Below are 14,549 nucleotides of genomic sequence, written 5' to 3' on the forward strand. Positions count from 1 at the left end.
TCCGGCAGATGTCGATACAAAGGTAATCGACGCCTCGGGCGCTGGCCAAACAAAGCTTAGTGAACAAAGTTGTGTTTGCTCTGGCAAACGGCCCTAGGGCAGAACTGGTTCGATGACCTCAATCGCGCGGGCAAGAGCAGCGTCAATGCTCAGGTCCGAGGTATCCAGTATGACCGCATCCTCAGCTGGCTTCATAGGTGCCGTGCTGCGTTCGGCATCCCGAGCGTCCCGCTCTCGCACATCGGCCAACACCTGTGCGCGTGTCACCTCATGGCCCTTGGCGTCCAGTTCCAGAAACCGTCTCTCAGCGCGCACTTCGGCGCTGGCGGTGACAAACAGTTTCACCTCGGCCCGCGGGCAAATAACGGTTCCGATATCACGGCCGTCCAACACCGCACCGCCCGCGCGGCGCGCAAAGGCGCGCTGAAAATCGACCAATGCAGCCCGCACCTCGGGGATAACTGCAACTTTCGAGGCCGCTTGCGCGATTTCAGTGGTGCGCAGATCACCCTGATCCAGGTCCTCGGCCGTCAGCGTTTGCGCGGCACTAACCGGGTCGGCACCTTCCAGCGTTCTGCGGCCAACCGCACGGTAAAGCAGGCCGGTATCGAGATGCGCAAACCCGAAATGGGCGGCAACGGCATTGGAAATTGTGCCCTTCCCCGCTGCTGCCGGGCCATCGATTGCTATGGTGAAACTGGCAACTGCCATCGCATTTACCGGTTGTTTCGCTGCAGCCGCGCACCAAGGCCAGCCATCAACGGTTCGAAGATCGGGAAAGACGTTGCGATCGGGCCGCCATCGTCGACCTCGACCGGATTTTTCGCCCCCATACCCATAACCATAAAGGACATCGCGATCCGGTGATCCAGAAAGCTCTCACAGGTGCCGCCGCCAGGAATATTGCCAATTCCCAGACCGTCCACCGACCACCAATCATCGCCCTCATCGACGGTGATACCATTGGCGCGCAGGCCGCGGGCCATCGCATCAATGCGGTCGCTTTCCTTGACGCGCAGCTCTTTCACGCCGCCCATCATCGTGGTGCCAGTGGCATTTGCCGCGACCACAGACAGAACAGGGTATTCGTCAATCATCGACGCCGCCCGTTCCGGAGGAACCGAGATTCCCTTCATATCGGGCGAATAACGCGCGCGCAGATCCGCAACCGGTTCGCCGCCCTCTTCACGTTCATTCTCATAAGTCAGATCAGCACCCATCTCACGCAGAGTGGTAAACAGACCCGCGCGGGTCGGGTTCAGACCGATGCCCGGAACCAGAACGTCAGACCCGGGCGTGATCAGCGCCGCACAGACCGGGAAGGCCGCGCTCGAGGGATCGCGGGGGACCGCGATGACCTGCGGTTTCAACTCGGGTCGCCCGGTCAGGGTGATAACGCGCCCCTCATCGGTATCCTCGACCGTGATTTCGGCCCCAAAGCCTGCCAGCATCCGCTCGGAATGGTCGCGGGTCGCTTCGGCCTCAATCACCACGGTTTTGCCCGGAGCATTCAGCCCCGCCAGCAAAACGGCAGATTTCACCTGCGCGGAGGGAACGGGAACCACGTACCGTACCGGAACAGGCTCTGCCGCGCCCACAATCGTCATCGGCAGGCGCCCACCGGAGCGGCCCACCGATTGCGTGCCAAACAGCGCCAAAGGATCGGTCACCCGCGCCATAGGGCGCTTGTTCAGGCTGGCATCGCCAGTGAATGTCGCCGAAATCGGACAGGTCGCCATCGCGCCCATGATCAACCGAACGCCGGTGCCCGAGTTGCCACAGTCGATGACCTGATCAGGTTCGGCAAAACCGCCGACGCCCACACCATGGACCGACCATTCGCCGCCTCCGTGATCCGTCACCTCGGCGCCAAAGGCACGCATCGCCTTTGCGGTGTCCAGAACGTCCTCACCCTCCAACAGACCGGTGATCCGGGTTTCACCCACGGCCATCGCGCCCAGGATCAGCGATCGGTGCGAGATCGACTTGTCACCAGGCACCTCGGCCGTTCCGGTCAGCGGACCGCAAGGGTGCGAGGTCATCGGGATGGGCGTGCCGTGTCCGGACATGGGGGCTCCTGTTTTCGCTATCAGTTCCCAAGCCGATTAGCGAATTGGGGCCGCTTGGTCCAGCCGCAATCAGTCGTTGCGGCGGAAGGTCAGGTAATGCGGTATCCGCCCTTCGCGCAGGGCCTTCTGCTCATAGCGCGTGGAAATCCAGTCTTCCCAGGGCTCGCGCCAATCGGTGGGGCGTTCCGCCAACCATTCGAAACCAGCGCCCGGCACCTCTTCCAACGTTTGGCGGACATAGTCGGGAATATCTGTTGCAACGCGAAAGATCGCGCCCGGTTTCAACGACCGCGCCAACGGCTCCAGATGCTCTGGGGTCACGAACCGACGGCGGTGATGCCGGGTTTTGGGCCAGGGATCGGGGTACAGAAGAAAGGCGCGTGATATGCTGGCTTCGGGCAAGACATCAAAAAGATCGCGCGCATCGCCGGGATGCACCGCCAGATTCTCGACCCCAGCCTTGCGAATCTTGCCCAACAACATGGCAACACCGTTGATATAGGGTTCAGCCCCAATGATACCGATATCGGGATTGCTGGCCGCCTGATGCACCAGATGCTCGCCCCCGCCAAAGCCGATCTCAAGCCAGACATCCTTGCCACCGAACAGGGCCTTCAGATCCAGCGGGCTGCGTTCAGGATTGCTCTCCCAGTCCACAGCACCCGGAGACAGCGCAACGAGGTCTTCGCTTAGATACGTCTTTTGGCTTTGCTTCAGGGTCTTGCCTTTGAAGCGGCCATAAAAGTTTCTGCGGGGGCGTTGTGGGGTCTGGGTGCTCATGGCGGTGCCCATACTGCGGGGACGGCTCAGAGGCAAGGGGCGGCGGCAGAGCAGAATAGCCGCCGCCTCTCATACAATTCCCAAGAAATAGGCGCGCCCGCAAGGGCGCACCTATTGATAACAGTCAGATCAAACCGCCGCTTTCAACGCGTCTGCTAGATCTGTGCGCTCCCAGCTGAAACCTCCATCCGCTTCCGGCTGGCGGCCAAAATGGCCATAGGCTGCTGTGCGCTGATAGATCGGCTTGTTCAGCTCCAGATGCTGACGGATGCCGCGTGGGGTCAGGTCCATCACCTGGCCGACGGCTTTTTCAATCCGATCATCCGCGATCTGCCCCGTGCCATGCGTGTCCGCATAGATCGACAGAGGCCGGGAAACGCCAATGGCATAGCTCAGCTGGATCGTGCAACGCTCGGCCATTCCCGCGGCTACGACATTCTTGGCCAGATAGCGCGCGGCATAAGCCGCCGAACGGTCCACCTTGGTCGGGTCTTTACCCGAAAACGCTCCGCCACCATGAGGCGCTGCACCACCATAAGTGTCCACGATGATCTTACGACCGGTCAGACCCGCATCTCCGTCCGGACCGCCAATGACGAACTTGCCGGTTGGGTTGACGTGCCAATCGGTCTGATCGGTCAGCCAACCCTCGGGCAGAGTTTCGGTGATATACGGCTCAACAATGGCACGAATATCGGCCGAGCTCAGCGTCTCATCCAGATGCTGGGTCGACAGAACGATCGAGCTGACGCCAACCGGCTTGCCATCCTGGTAGATCACTGACAGCTGCGATTTCGCATCCGGGCCCAGCGCAGGCTCGGTCCCGTTCTTGCGCGCCTCGGCCAAACGGCGAAGGATTGCATGGGAATACTGGATCGGCGCAGGCATAAGCGCGGGTGTCTCGGTGGTGGCATAGCCGAACATGATGCCCTGATCACCAGCACCTTCGTCCTTGTCACCCGACGCATCTACGCCCTGCGCAATATGTGCAGATTGCTCATGCAGCAGGTTCGTAACTTCTACCGTCTCGTGGTGGAACTTATCCTGCTCATAGCCGATATCCTTGATACAGGCGCGGGCGATCTCGTCGATGCGGCCCATATAGTCATGCAGCTTGTCCTGATCAGACAGCCCCACTTCGCCGCCGATCACGACGCGATCCGTTGTCGCAAAGGTCTCGCACGCAACGCGTGCCTCGGGTTCTTCGTTCAGAAATGCGTCAAGTACAGCATCGGAAATACGGTCACAAACCTTATCCGGATGCCCTTCGGAAACGGATTCCGAAGTAAAGGTATAGTTCTGTCGGGACATACAAGTGCTCCATTAAGATTACCCCGTCACGCCAGGAAGCCGTTGTGATGGGCACAAGAGGGGATAAGCCCCCCGAAACTGAGGGTCAATGCGAAATCATAGGTTTCGCCGCCGCAGCCGGTACCATAACAGGCTAAACAGCACCAATAACACGGCAAAGACAGGATTATCCCCCATTCGGGAATAAGCCGTCGGAGAATGAGGCGCCGGAAGTCCGGCATCAATATAGCCCGCCTGCCCAAGCGGCAGGGCCTCGGTGATCCGGCCCAGCGGGTCAATCATGGCGGAGACGCCGGTATTGGCCGAACGCATCATGGGCAGCCCCTGCTCGATGGCGCGCATCTGTGCCTGAGCCAGGTGCTGATACGGTCCCGAGCGCGTTCCGAACCACGCATCATTGGTGATTTGCAGAAGGAAATCAGCGCGCCCCGGCGCGGATAGGACATCTTGGGTAAACACAGCTTCGTAGCAGATCAACGGCAGCGCTTTACCCAATGGGCCTGCATCCAGCAGCGCCGCCCCCGACCCGGCGCTGAACCCATGTCCGGTGGTTGCAGCCATGCCATAGATCCCGAACCGCGCCATCACGTCGCCAAACGGAACATATTCGCCAAAAGGCGCCAGATGATGTTTGTCGTACAGCCCCTGCTGAGCCCCATCCACATCAAGGTAGATCATCGAGTTGTAGATACGCGGCCCGTCGCCTCGTTGAATTCCCAGAACAACCGGCGTGCCTTGCGCCGCCTCGGCGATGGCATCCAGATACGGCTGCGCGCTGCCCAGCCAGGCGGGAACCGAGGTTTCAGGCCAAACGATCAGGTCAGGCTGTGGTTCGGCGGCAGTAAACTCGATCTGACGTGCGAAGAACAGAGGTGCAAACTCTGGATCCCATTTCTGATGTTGCAAAGCATTGGGCTGAACCAAGCGAACGATATGTCCCGTTTCGACCACAGCGGGCCGCGTCCCCGCATAGCCCAAAGCCAATGCGACCGATGCCACACTGATGCCCAAGGGCACGAATACTCTGGAACGCAGCGCCAAAGCCGCCCCTAGTGGCAGAGTCGCCACCAAGGTCAGCGCCCCAAGCCCGTAAGGCCCAAAAAGTGACAGTAGCTGCGCAACAGGGGTCTCGACCCAGACCTGCGCCAGCCCGGCCCAGGGGAACCCGGTCAGAACATAACCCCGGGCACATTCCGCCAACGAGATTGCCAAGGCGAGAAACAACGCCTGTGAAACCCCGCGCGCGCCGGGCCTGCGAGCAACCCAGAATGCCAGCGCCCAGAACAGCGCCAAACCACCAGCCATGAAGACCAAAGCAAACGGAGCCATCCAAGCGTGACGATCGGCGTCCACCAGAAACGGCTCGACAATCCAGCTGAGTGCATGGGCGAAATACCCGGTCCCAAACGCCCAACCGATCCACGCCGCACGCGCACGTGTCTCGGTGCTCTGAAATATCGGTGCGACCAACACCAGCGCCAATACAGAAGCCACCCAATACCCAAAGGGAGCCAGTCCAAATGCAGCCAGCCCTCCCAACAAACCAGAAAGGACAAATCTAAGCCAAATGGGCCAAGCCCGTATCAGGTTCATGCAACAATATCCGGCAGCATGACACGCAGCCGTTTGATGCGCCGCGGATCCGCATCAATCACCTCAAATTCAGGCCCTTCCGGATGCAGAACAACCTCTCCTCGTGCCGGAACCCGTCCGGACAACATGAAGACCAACCCGCCAAGCGTGTCGATCTCTTCTTCATCGACATCCTCGTGGCTGGTCAGGGATCGCCCGATCTCGGCTTCGAAGTCTTCAAGGGGTATCCGCGCCTGCACCACATAACATCCAGGTTTTTCCTGAACCCAAAGTTGGCTTTCATCCGCGTCATGTTCATCCGCGATCTCACCAACAACCTGTTCGATCAGGTCTTCGATCGTCAGCAACCCGTCGACACCACCATATTCGTCGATCACCAATGCCATGTGGCGGCGCTCGGTTTGCATTTTGGTCATCAGCACACCGATCGGCATCGAAGGCGGCACGAACAGCAATGTCCGCAACATCGACACCAGATCAAACTCAGTCGAGCCGCCGTTGAACCCGTGCGTCAACGCGAAATCTTTCAGGTGGATAAAGCCCAAAGGCGTATCCAGCGTTCCTTCATATACAGGTATCCTGGACAGACCGCTTTCCCGGAAAACCTGGGCCAGCTCATCTTTGGATATCGTCGACGGTACTGACACGATCTCGACCGTGGGAATCGCCACATCCTCGACCCGCATCCGGCGCAGGTTAATCATGCCGCGAGGTTGAGCCGGATCGACCTCTTGCCCATTGACCTCAGAAGCCGAGTCTTCACTCTGCGTTGAGAACGCATCCACTATTCGAGAGAAAAGTCCTGGTCTCTCAGTGACATTTTCGTTGCCGTCCTTCGGTTGCGCGCCCTGCGCCGCCATAGAACTGCCGTCTGTTTCGCCCATTTTCCCATTCCAAATGATAAGCCGAAAGGCTCGCTCTAAGCATTATATGGGTCATCAATACCCAGTTTGCCAAGTATCTCCACCTCAACACCCTCCATCAGCGTGGCGTCGAGATCACGAATGTGATCATAACCCAGCAAATGCAACAGGCCGTGAACGATCAGATGTGTGACATGATCATCCATGTTTTTCCCTGCCTCTGCCGCCTCGCGAGCACAAGTATCATAAGAAATCGCAATATCGCCCAGAGCAATTTCCCCTGAGAAATCGGGTTCAGGGAGTATCGGAGTCTGCCCGGCAGAGTCCGCAGCCAAATCTTCGGCTGGCCAGCTAAGCACATTGGTCGGTGACGCCGTTTCGCGGAATTCCGTGTTCAACTGGGCGATCCGTGCATCGTCGCATCCCAGCAGGCTAACCTCACACAGGTCCGCATCAAGATCGCAATGATCCAAAACCGCCCTTGTGGCGCGCTCTGCCAAAAATTCGAGCCCGTCCCAGCGCGGGTCTTCAACCGATAGTTCCAGGTTCATGCCACCATGTCCAAAATCCCGATACCGGGACCCAGAAGATCAACCCGTTTCACGGCCCGTATCGGCCTCATACGCTTCGATGATCGCGGCGACAAGTGGGTGCCGGACAACATCCTTGGAGGTGAAATAGTTGAAGCTGATATTTGGTATCGTACTCAACAGCCGTTCTGCATCCGCCAATCCCGACTGAACCCCGCGCGGCAGGTCAACCTGTGACCGGTCGCCTGTTATGACCATGCGGCTGCCTTCGCCCAAACGGGTCAGGAACATTTTCATCTGCATGGTCGTGGCGTTCTGCGCCTCATCCAGCACAACGAAGGCGTTCGCGAGCGTACGGCCACGCATGAACGCCAGAGGTGCAATCTCGATGCGCTTTTCCTCGATCAGCTTGGCCAGTTGTTTCCCGGGCAAAAAATCATTCAGCGCATCATAGAGCGGCTGCATATAGGGATCGACCTTGTCCTTCATGTCGCCAGGTAGATATCCCAGCTTTTCGCCCGCTTCGACGGCGGGACGACTGAGGATGATGCGGTCGACATGCCCGCCGATAAACATCGATACGCCAACGGCCACGGCCAGATAGGTCTTACCTGTGCCCGCCGGACCTATGCCAAAGGCCAGCTCATTGTTGAACAAGGACTGAACATAGACCTTCTGGGCGTCAGTACGCGGCTCGACCAGCTTTTTGCGGGTTTTGATCTCAACCGAACCACCCTTGAACATCTCAAGCTGATCGCCATCCCGGCTGCCGGTTCCTGTTTCCGACCCGCCCATGCGAAGTTCGCGGTCTACATCCGCTGCTTCTACGTCACGACCACCTTCCAGGCGGGTATACAGCGCTTGCAGAACTTCGATCGCCTGTTTTTGGGATTCGTCGTCACCCATGACAACCAGTTGGTTGCCACGGCGCACGATCTGTACGGTCAGCTTCTGTTCGATTTCGGTCAGGTTGCGGTCATATTCGCCGCAAAGATCTATCAATAACCGATTGTCTGGAAATTCAACAAACGCTTCCCGCTGGGGCGTTTCATTTTGCGGTGGGTTCAGGGCACCAATGGCCAATCCGCTCTCCTGTCTGGGCGTTTCACCCCAAGCGTAGACAACATTTCTTGGTGGGCGCAAGCCAGAGATTCAAATTTTCCGTACAGAATGGTAAAACCGCCGATCAAGTTGGAGGCACCGCGAACGTTCCATACAGGCAAACCTAGAACTGATAGTTCAGGCCAAACCGCAAACCACGGTAACGGGGCGTCGATTTGGTCGTAAACCCGTTGTCAAATTCGACGGTTTCAGAATCGAACCGGACGTATTCATATTCCCCAGTGATCGACCAGTTCTCATTCAATTTGTGCTCGGCGCCAATGCTGGCCGAGAACCCTTTTCGACTGTCTTTATCCTGAAAGGACTGGGTTGTTGCCCCGGATGTAATCGAACTGGTCGTGGTTATATCGCCATGCACGTAACCAACGGAAATAAAGTATAACACTCTGCCACTTGGGTTTGTCAGACCGTTCCGAAAGCGAATTGAGATGACATCCGAAATCTCTGAACCGCCATTGACGACCGAGGTTCCGATCTGCGTCGACACTTCATCGTCCAGAGATCCGAAATCATAGCCCAACTCGACCCCATAGACGTAGTCACGCCCGCCTTTTGCGGGCAGAAGACCGCGCCAACCGCCCCGAATACCACCGTAACTGCCGGTGAGGTCCAATTCGCCGACAGCAAACGTATCTGTAGGCGTCGTCAGGCCAAAGCGGTCCGAGCCGCTGGTCGAATAGCCGGCTGTCAAGCCCAGATAGAAGGCGCTGACATCGCTGCCATAACGTGCTGACGATATTACCGGCGGTTCAGATAAATCCGGATCCAGATTCCCTGCGGCAGCGGAATTGAATACCAGAAACAACGCGGCCATTGCGGGAAGGGCAACCCTGATATTAGGCCCTGCACTAAATCTCAAAAGTTTCACTCGCACCCTCCGTCATCCCGATCCGACACCAGGATCAGCACTGATATGCCGTTTCAGGAGGCGTTAGCCTAGGTCCCGAAAAAACCTGACTTTTCTCGGAACATAATTCCAAGTGATAAATCAAGGGTAAATCTTGGAAACAAATACCAGCGATGGTATCCACATCACAGATAAAGGACGGGTCAGAGCAACTGCCCCGCCAGAGAATTCGCGCCTGATCCGGTGATCAAAACGTCCCGCAGCGCGCCGATTTCCACATCCGCGTCAGAGACGTGAACCGAATGAAGATATTCAGATTTTCCCACCATCTGTCCCGACAACCGGCCGGTTTTTTCGAACAGAACGCGGACTTTGCGTCCAACCATGGCATCCTGAATTTCGCGCTGATGACGCGTGATCAATCCCTGCAGCCGCTGTAGGCGGTCATCCGCCACCCCAGGATCAACCTGAGACCGCTCGGCTGCGGGCGTTCCCGGGCGCGTCGAATACTTGAACGAATAGGCATAGCCGTATTTGACCTGCTCGACCAAATCCATGGTGGCCTGAAAATCTTCGTCGGTTTCTTCAGGGAACCCAACGATGAAATCACCAGACATGACAATATCCGGACGCGCAGCGCGGATACGCTCGATCAGACGCAAATAGCTTTCGGCTGTGTGACTGCGGTTCATCCGCTTCAGAATGCGATCCGAACCCGACTGGACCGGTAAATGAAGATAGGGCATCAGTTTTTCGCAGGTGCCGTGCGCCTCGATCAGGTCGTCGGCCATGTCATTCGGGTGCGACGTGGTGAAGCGGATGCGCTCTAGCCCATCGACCTTGTTCAACTCCCAGATCAGTCCCGCCAGCGTCATGTCGCCGTTCGGTCCAGCACCGTGATAGGCGTTGACGTTCTGACCCAGCAGAGTGATCTCGCGCACGCCACGTTCGACCAGATCCTGTGCCTCGCGGATAATACGGTCCACCGGACGGCTGACTTCGGCGCCTCGGGTATAGGGCACGACACAAAAGGCACAGAATTTATCGCAGCCTTCCTGAACGGTCAGAAAAGCGGTGGGGCCACGTTTGGCTTTGGGACGATTCTTGAGCTTTTCGAACTTGTCTTCTTCGGGGAAATCCGTGTCCAGTGCCTTGGCACCATCGCGCGTCTTTGCTTCCATCTCAGGCAGACGGTGATAGCTTTGCGGGCCAACCACCAGATCGACCAGGGGTTGACGGCGCATGATTTCTTCGCCCTCGGCCTGCGCGACGCAGCCCGCGACCCCGATCTTGAGATCGGGTTTTTCGGCTTTCAACCCTTTGAAACGCCCCAGCTCGGAATAGACCTTTTCGGCTGCTTTTTCCCGGATGTGACAGGTGTTCAGCAGAATCATATCCGCGTCATCCGGGCTCTGGGTTTCGACATAGCCCTGCCCGCCCAGGGTCTCGGCCATACGCTCGCTGTCATAGACGTTCATCTGGCAACCATAGGTCTTGATGTACAGCTTTTTGGGTTCTGACATGGGGTTGGGCCTTTGCGTTCGCGCGATCGGCGTCATCTATACCCAACGAACGCCGCTTGCAATGCCAGCGCGATTACCCGATTTTGGCCGAAAACTCCAGTTGGACGGGGCCGGACAGGCAATGCAGTACGACAGTCTCACTTCTTTCCTTCAATCCGGCAAGGCCGCGTTGGCCAAAGGTCCGGTTGCGATGATCTTCGCCGAAGACGATGTCGAGATCGACGGCACCATCCGGCACCATCTGAACCTTGGCTTCAAGTCACTGATCGTGTTTATGCCCGAAGCCTTTACGCTGGATCCTGAACTGACCGAGCGTATCCACAGAGTGACACTGACCTGCGCACCGAGAACCGTCGTCTTTGACACGGTTAATCAGGTCATCCGGGCCGCTCCTGACCTTTGGATGTATTACTGCTATAACGCTGAATACCTGTTCTTCCCCTTCTGCGAAACGCGCACGATCGGCGAGTTACTGGCCTTTCACACCGAAGAACGCCGAAACGCCATGCTAACCCATGTGATTGACCTGTATGCTGATGACTTGGGCGCGTTTCCAAATGGGGTTGCCCCAGACCAAGCCATGCTGGACAGCACCGGGTATTACGCACATGCCCGACACAATGCCGAAGGACACCCGCTGGAAAGACAGCTGGACATATCCGGCGGTTTGCGCTGGCGGTTCGAAGATCACATCCCCTATGAACGCCGCCGTATCGACAGAATCGGGCTGTTCAAATCGCGAAATGATCTGTTGTTACTGCCTGACCACACGTTCAATGAGCCCGAGTACAACACCTATTCCTGCCCATGGCACCACAATCTGACGGCGGCGATCTGTTCCTTCCGCGCAGCCAAGGCGCTTAAAAGCAACGCGGGGTCGACCTTCGACATCCCCAGTTTCCGCTGGCGCAACTCGGCTCGGTTCCAGTGGTCATCCCAGCAGCTGTTGGAACTGGGGCTCATCGAATCGGGGCAGTGGTTCTAGGCAGCTCAGCGTCGCAGCAGAACCGGGAACCAATCCTCCCGCAAACGCTGCCCGGGCTGCATGTCGTGGCCCGGAAACGGAGGCGAAGTGCGCCCCGGACGTTCCACATATCGCGCATCCTCCCCAACCAACCGCAAGGAAAAAGCACGGCGGCGGCTGTCAGACTGGTTTCCACGCGCGCCATGCAGCGTACGGTAGTTGAAGGCAACCGCGTCACCGGGTTCCATTTCGAATTCAACCACCCTCATACCTTCGGCATCGGGGTCGGGAATGGGGATGTACTGGCCTTCATCCGCGAAAAACCCTTCTTCCGAGACCCAGCGCGTGGGCAGAACCTCTTTCTCCCATCTATGTGAACCTGCCACACAACGAAGGGTGGCCTGTGTCACCAGGTCCAATGGCGACCAGAAACTGATCGTCTGACTGCCCTCGACGAAATAGTATGGCCCATCCTGGTGCCACGGCGTTGCCATCGACGTGCCTGGTTCTTTCACCAGAACATGGTCATGGAACATTTGTACGGTTTGCGACTGCATCAGATCCGCTGCGACCTCGGCTGCCGGTGAATTGTGGATCACGTTCTGGAACTGTTCGATACGCGACCAGTTGCAGTAATCATCAAAGAACAGACCGGTTTCGCCCTGTTTTTGGTTGTCCGACGCATATGGTCCGGGTTCAGCCATATTGACCGCGATGCCGTCACGCAGCGTATCCACGTAGTCGGCAAACAAACCTTTGATCAGAACCACGCCGTCCTGTTGGTATGTGTTAATCATCTCTTGCGTAACCAGGGGGTGAGCCATCTGTGCCTCCGTTCGAATTTAACCTGAATTTGCTCATGAAATTTTCATCTATTCAAATAATATCTTTGAAATGTATAGTTAACTTTATGTTATACGTTACCCTACGCCAATATGAATATGTCTGCGCCATCGGACGGCATGGCAGCCTGTCTGCTGCTGCGTTGCATCTAAATGTTTCGCAGCCAGCTCTGTCGAATGCGCTAACCCGGGTCGAAGACCAGTTGGGCTATCCGCTATTTATCCGAAAGCGCGGAGCGGCCATGGCGCTGACACCGCAGGGACGCAGCTTTATTGAAAACGCCGAGGCCCTGCTGACACGTGCCGCACGTTTGGAAAATTCTGGAACAGACGGGACCGCAACCACGCGCCTGCGTCTGGGCTGTTTCGACGACCTCGCGCCTTTCCTGCTGGCAAAAGCTCTGCATAGCCTGCGACAGAACATGCCCGAAGTTGATATCACGTATCGCGTAGACGAATTTCAGGGCCTGATTTCCGGCCTCGTCAATGGTGAGATCGACCTTGCCTTGACTTATGGTCTGACACTGGATGCGGCCTTTTCCACGACCACCTTGTTCACCAATCGACCAATCGCGGTTATGACAAAAGGCCACCCCTTGGCCAATCGGGCGCAGGTATCATTGCAAGATGTCGTGGCCTACCCCCTGATCCTATCGAACGAGGGACTATCTGCGCAGCATTTCCTGAGTCTCTTCCGTCAACTTGGGCAGAACCCCAATGTTGCACATCGGGCCGCGTCGCCCGAGATCCAACGCAGCCTCGCGGCGCATGGCGAAGGCGTTGCCATCAGCTATGCCAACATTCCTGCCAAGACCAGCTATGACGGGATGCCGTTGGTCAGCATACCTGTGTCAGATGAAATCGCAGCAGAACCCGTTGTTGTGGCACGGCATGGAACAGGCCCTATGGATCCGCATAGCGAAAAGGCACAGCACATCCTGACCGGACTGATGACTTAAGTTTACTTTTTACGCAGACGGATCACAACGTCGACTGACGCGATCTCAACCCCTTCAGGCGCGTCGGGCAGTCGCTGGATGACCAGCTGTTCGGACGGAGCATCGCTGAGCCGGCCCTCATCTTCCCAATAGAAATGCGGATGATCATGCGTGTTGGTGTCGAAATAGCTTTTCGATCCGTCAACGGTAATTTCCTGCAGAACCCCGGCATCGCAAAAGGCGCGCAACGTGTTGTAAACCGTCGCCAGAGAAACAGCATCTCCGTTCTGTTTGGCCGATTCAAACAGGCTTTCGGCGGTGACGTGGCGATGGCGGCCATCACCGACCAGCAGCTCTGCCAATGCTACGCGCTGACGCGTCGGACGCAATCCGGCGTGAACCAACCAACCTGTGGCTATGCTCTGGCAATCTGCTGTCATCAGTCCAATACCAATTTGTTGCTGAGGTATATATAAGTGCTGTAGTCAGGTAATTTCAAATGAATTTCATTCGCAGAGAATAATGTAAACACAACATGATGTAGGCCACTGCTCTTGCAGGACCTTGCATACGGGTGCTAGACGAGACCAAATTAGATGGAAAGACCCCTGGCAGGAGAGGCGCAGAATGGCCCAATTCCCAAGCAGCTTTGACAAGGACGATCTGCTGAAATGCGCCCGCGGCGAACTATTCGGCCCCGGGAACGCACAGTTGCCCGCCCCGCCGATGTTGATGATGGATCGGATCACCGAGATTTCGGCCGATGGTGGCGCCCATGGCAAAGGTCATATTCTTGCTGAATTCGACATTACGCCCGACCTTTGGTTCTTTGATTGCCATTTCCCCGGCAACCCGATCATGCCCGGCTGCTTGGGCCTGGACGGTTTGTGGCAGCTGACCGGATTCAACCTGGGCTGGCGCGGCTGGCAAGGGCGCGGCATGGCCGTTGGAGTGGGCGAAGTCAAGCTGACAGGTATGGTACGCCCGGACCGCAAGATGCTGACCTATAAAATCGACTTCAAGAAAGCGATCCAGACCCGCCGCCTGACTATGGGTGTCGCAGATGGTATCGTCGAAGCCGACGGTGAGATGATTTACGATGTCAAGGACATGAAAGTAGTTTTGTCCGAAGCCTGAGCCTGACCGGCCCCAAATAAGGAGCACGCA

General features: G+C 57.2%; 15 protein-coding genes and 1 riboswitch. Of the genes, 3 read left to right on the forward strand and 12 right to left on the reverse strand.

Translation table 11 applies throughout. The features are described 5' to 3' along the window. Window positions 1-93: 93 nt before the first annotated feature. The 10 genes from AC2FLG_RS19745 to miaB form a co-directional block, all read right to left on the reverse strand. Window positions 94-711, reverse strand: coding sequence for a (d)CMP kinase (locus AC2FLG_RS19745; RefSeq protein WP_496707660.1), 618 nt, complete (start codon window positions 709-711; stop codon window positions 94-96). 5 nt (window positions 712-716) lie between these two features. Beyond that, complete coding sequence (aroA, locus tag AC2FLG_RS19750) at window positions 717-2,069, reverse strand: 3-phosphoshikimate 1-carboxyvinyltransferase (protein WP_496707661.1); 1,353 nt, start codon at window positions 2,067-2,069, stop codon at window positions 717-719. 69 nt (window positions 2,070-2,138) lie between these two features. Then, a complete protein-coding gene (trmB, locus tag AC2FLG_RS19755; protein WP_496707663.1) occupies window positions 2,139-2,849 on the reverse strand; it encodes a tRNA (guanine(46)-N(7))-methyltransferase TrmB in 711 nt (236 codons plus the stop codon). A 129-nt stretch (window positions 2,850-2,978) separates the two neighbouring features. Continuing rightward, a complete protein-coding gene (gene metK / locus AC2FLG_RS19760) occupies window positions 2,979-4,160 on the reverse strand; it encodes a methionine adenosyltransferase (protein ID WP_496707665.1) in 1,182 nt (393 codons plus the stop codon). Between the two features lie 5 nt (window positions 4,161-4,165). Then, a riboswitch (SAM-SAH riboswitch) is annotated at window positions 4,166-4,214 on the reverse strand. 42 nt (window positions 4,215-4,256) lie between these two features. After that, window positions 4,257-5,753: an apolipoprotein N-acyltransferase gene (gene lnt, locus AC2FLG_RS19765; RefSeq protein WP_496707667.1), complete on the reverse strand. Its 1,497-nt coding sequence runs from the start codon at window positions 5,751-5,753 to the stop codon at window positions 4,257-4,259. Continuing rightward, the gene (locus AC2FLG_RS19770; RefSeq protein ID WP_142639432.1) at window positions 5,750-6,637 is read right to left on the reverse strand and encodes a hemolysin family protein; all 888 of its coding nucleotides are present in this window, start codon (window positions 6,635-6,637) and stop codon (window positions 5,750-5,752) included. Before AC2FLG_RS19770 ends, lnt begins: the two co-directional genes overlap by 4 nt. Before the next feature lie 35 nt (window positions 6,638-6,672). Beyond that, window positions 6,673-7,167 (reverse strand): rRNA maturation RNase YbeY, encoded by a 495-nt coding sequence (gene ybeY, locus AC2FLG_RS19775; RefSeq protein ID WP_496707668.1) that lies wholly within the window; start codon window positions 7,165-7,167, stop codon window positions 6,673-6,675. A gap of 39 nt (window positions 7,168-7,206) precedes the next feature. Next, window positions 7,207-8,229, reverse strand: coding sequence for a PhoH family protein (locus AC2FLG_RS19780; protein WP_142639428.1), 1,023 nt, complete (start codon window positions 8,227-8,229; stop codon window positions 7,207-7,209). 142 nt (window positions 8,230-8,371) lie between these two features. Next, a complete protein-coding gene (locus tag AC2FLG_RS19785; protein WP_271951576.1) occupies window positions 8,372-9,082 on the reverse strand; it encodes an outer membrane protein in 711 nt (236 codons plus the stop codon). A gap of 236 nt (window positions 9,083-9,318) precedes the next feature. After that, window positions 9,319-10,638 (reverse strand): tRNA (N6-isopentenyl adenosine(37)-C2)-methylthiotransferase MiaB, encoded by a 1,320-nt coding sequence (gene miaB, locus AC2FLG_RS19790; protein ID WP_496707670.1) that lies wholly within the window; start codon window positions 10,636-10,638, stop codon window positions 9,319-9,321. 121 nt (window positions 10,639-10,759) lie between these two features. Between miaB and AC2FLG_RS19795 the strand changes: the two genes are divergently transcribed. Beyond that, window positions 10,760-11,623 carry a glycosyltransferase family protein gene (locus AC2FLG_RS19795; RefSeq protein WP_496707715.1) on the forward strand — a complete coding sequence of 288 codons (864 nt, stop codon included), beginning with the start codon at window positions 10,760-10,762 and terminating at the stop codon, window positions 11,621-11,623. Between the two features lie 5 nt (window positions 11,624-11,628). Here the strand turns inward: AC2FLG_RS19795 and AC2FLG_RS19800 are convergent, their stop codons facing one another. Further along, window positions 11,629-12,426, reverse strand: coding sequence for a phytanoyl-CoA dioxygenase family protein (locus tag AC2FLG_RS19800; RefSeq protein WP_496707672.1), 798 nt, complete (start codon window positions 12,424-12,426; stop codon window positions 11,629-11,631). An 86-nt stretch (window positions 12,427-12,512) separates the two neighbouring features. On the opposite strand from AC2FLG_RS19800, the gene AC2FLG_RS19805 reads away from it, so the two are divergent. Next, the gene (locus AC2FLG_RS19805) at window positions 12,513-13,403 is read left to right on the forward strand and encodes a LysR family transcriptional regulator (protein ID WP_271951570.1); all 891 of its coding nucleotides are present in this window, start codon (window positions 12,513-12,515) and stop codon (window positions 13,401-13,403) included. A 2-nt stretch (window positions 13,404-13,405) separates the two neighbouring features. Here AC2FLG_RS19805 and irrA read toward each other — a convergent pair whose 3' ends face one another. After that, entirely contained in the window at window positions 13,406-13,822 is a 417-nt protein-coding gene (gene irrA / locus AC2FLG_RS19810) for an iron response transcriptional regulator IrrA (RefSeq protein ID WP_142639421.1), read from the reverse strand. 187 nt (window positions 13,823-14,009) lie between these two features. Here irrA and fabA point away from each other — a divergent pair, with 187 nt between their 5' ends. Next, the gene (gene fabA / locus AC2FLG_RS19815; RefSeq protein ID WP_142639419.1) at window positions 14,010-14,519 is read left to right on the forward strand and encodes a bifunctional 3-hydroxydecanoyl-ACP dehydratase/trans-2-decenoyl-ACP isomerase; all 510 of its coding nucleotides are present in this window, start codon (window positions 14,010-14,012) and stop codon (window positions 14,517-14,519) included. Window positions 14,520-14,549: the final 30 nt, after the last annotated feature.

It is taken from the genome of Ruegeria sp. CDSA193 (genome assembly GCF_059611885.1).

What these genes read in the sequence shown, in the direction of transcription:
- AC2FLG_RS19745 (WP_496707660.1), bottom strand. Translation starts at nt 711, where the DNA reads ATGGCAGTTGCCAGTTTCACCATAGCAATCGATGGCCCGGCAGCAGCG.
- aroA (WP_496707661.1), bottom strand. Translation starts at nt 2,069, where the DNA reads ATGTCCGGACACGGCACGCCCATCCCGATGACCTCGCACCCTTGCGGT.
- trmB (WP_496707663.1), bottom strand. Translation starts at nt 2,849, where the DNA reads ATGAGCACCCAGACCCCACAACGCCCCCGCAGAAACTTTTATGGCCGC.
- metK (WP_496707665.1), bottom strand. Translation starts at nt 4,160, where the DNA reads ATGTCCCGACAGAACTATACCTTTACTTCGGAATCCGTTTCCGAAGGG.
- lnt (WP_496707667.1), bottom strand. Translation starts at nt 5,753, where the DNA reads ATGAACCTGATACGGGCTTGGCCCATTTGGCTTAGATTTGTCCTTTCT.
- AC2FLG_RS19770 (WP_142639432.1), bottom strand. Translation starts at nt 6,637, where the DNA reads ATGGGCGAAACAGACGGCAGTTCTATGGCGGCGCAGGGCGCGCAACCG.
- ybeY (WP_496707668.1), bottom strand. Translation starts at nt 7,167, where the DNA reads ATGAACCTGGAACTATCGGTTGAAGACCCGCGCTGGGACGGGCTCGAA.
- AC2FLG_RS19785 (WP_271951576.1), bottom strand. Translation starts at nt 9,082, where the DNA reads ATGGCCGCGTTGTTTCTGGTATTCAATTCCGCTGCCGCAGGGAATCTG.
- miaB (WP_496707670.1), bottom strand. Translation starts at nt 10,638, where the DNA reads ATGTCAGAACCCAAAAAGCTGTACATCAAGACCTATGGTTGCCAGATG.
- AC2FLG_RS19795 (WP_496707715.1), top strand. Translation starts at nt 10,760, where the DNA reads ATGCAGTACGACAGTCTCACTTCTTTCCTTCAATCCGGCAAGGCCGCG.
- AC2FLG_RS19800 (WP_496707672.1), bottom strand. Translation starts at nt 12,426, where the DNA reads ATGGCTCACCCCCTGGTTACGCAAGAGATGATTAACACATACCAACAG.
- AC2FLG_RS19805 (WP_271951570.1), top strand. Translation starts at nt 12,513, where the DNA reads ATGTTATACGTTACCCTACGCCAATATGAATATGTCTGCGCCATCGGA.
- irrA (WP_142639421.1), bottom strand. Translation starts at nt 13,822, where the DNA reads ATGACAGCAGATTGCCAGAGCATAGCCACAGGTTGGTTGGTTCACGCC.
- fabA (WP_142639419.1), top strand. Translation starts at nt 14,010, where the DNA reads ATGGCCCAATTCCCAAGCAGCTTTGACAAGGACGATCTGCTGAAATGC.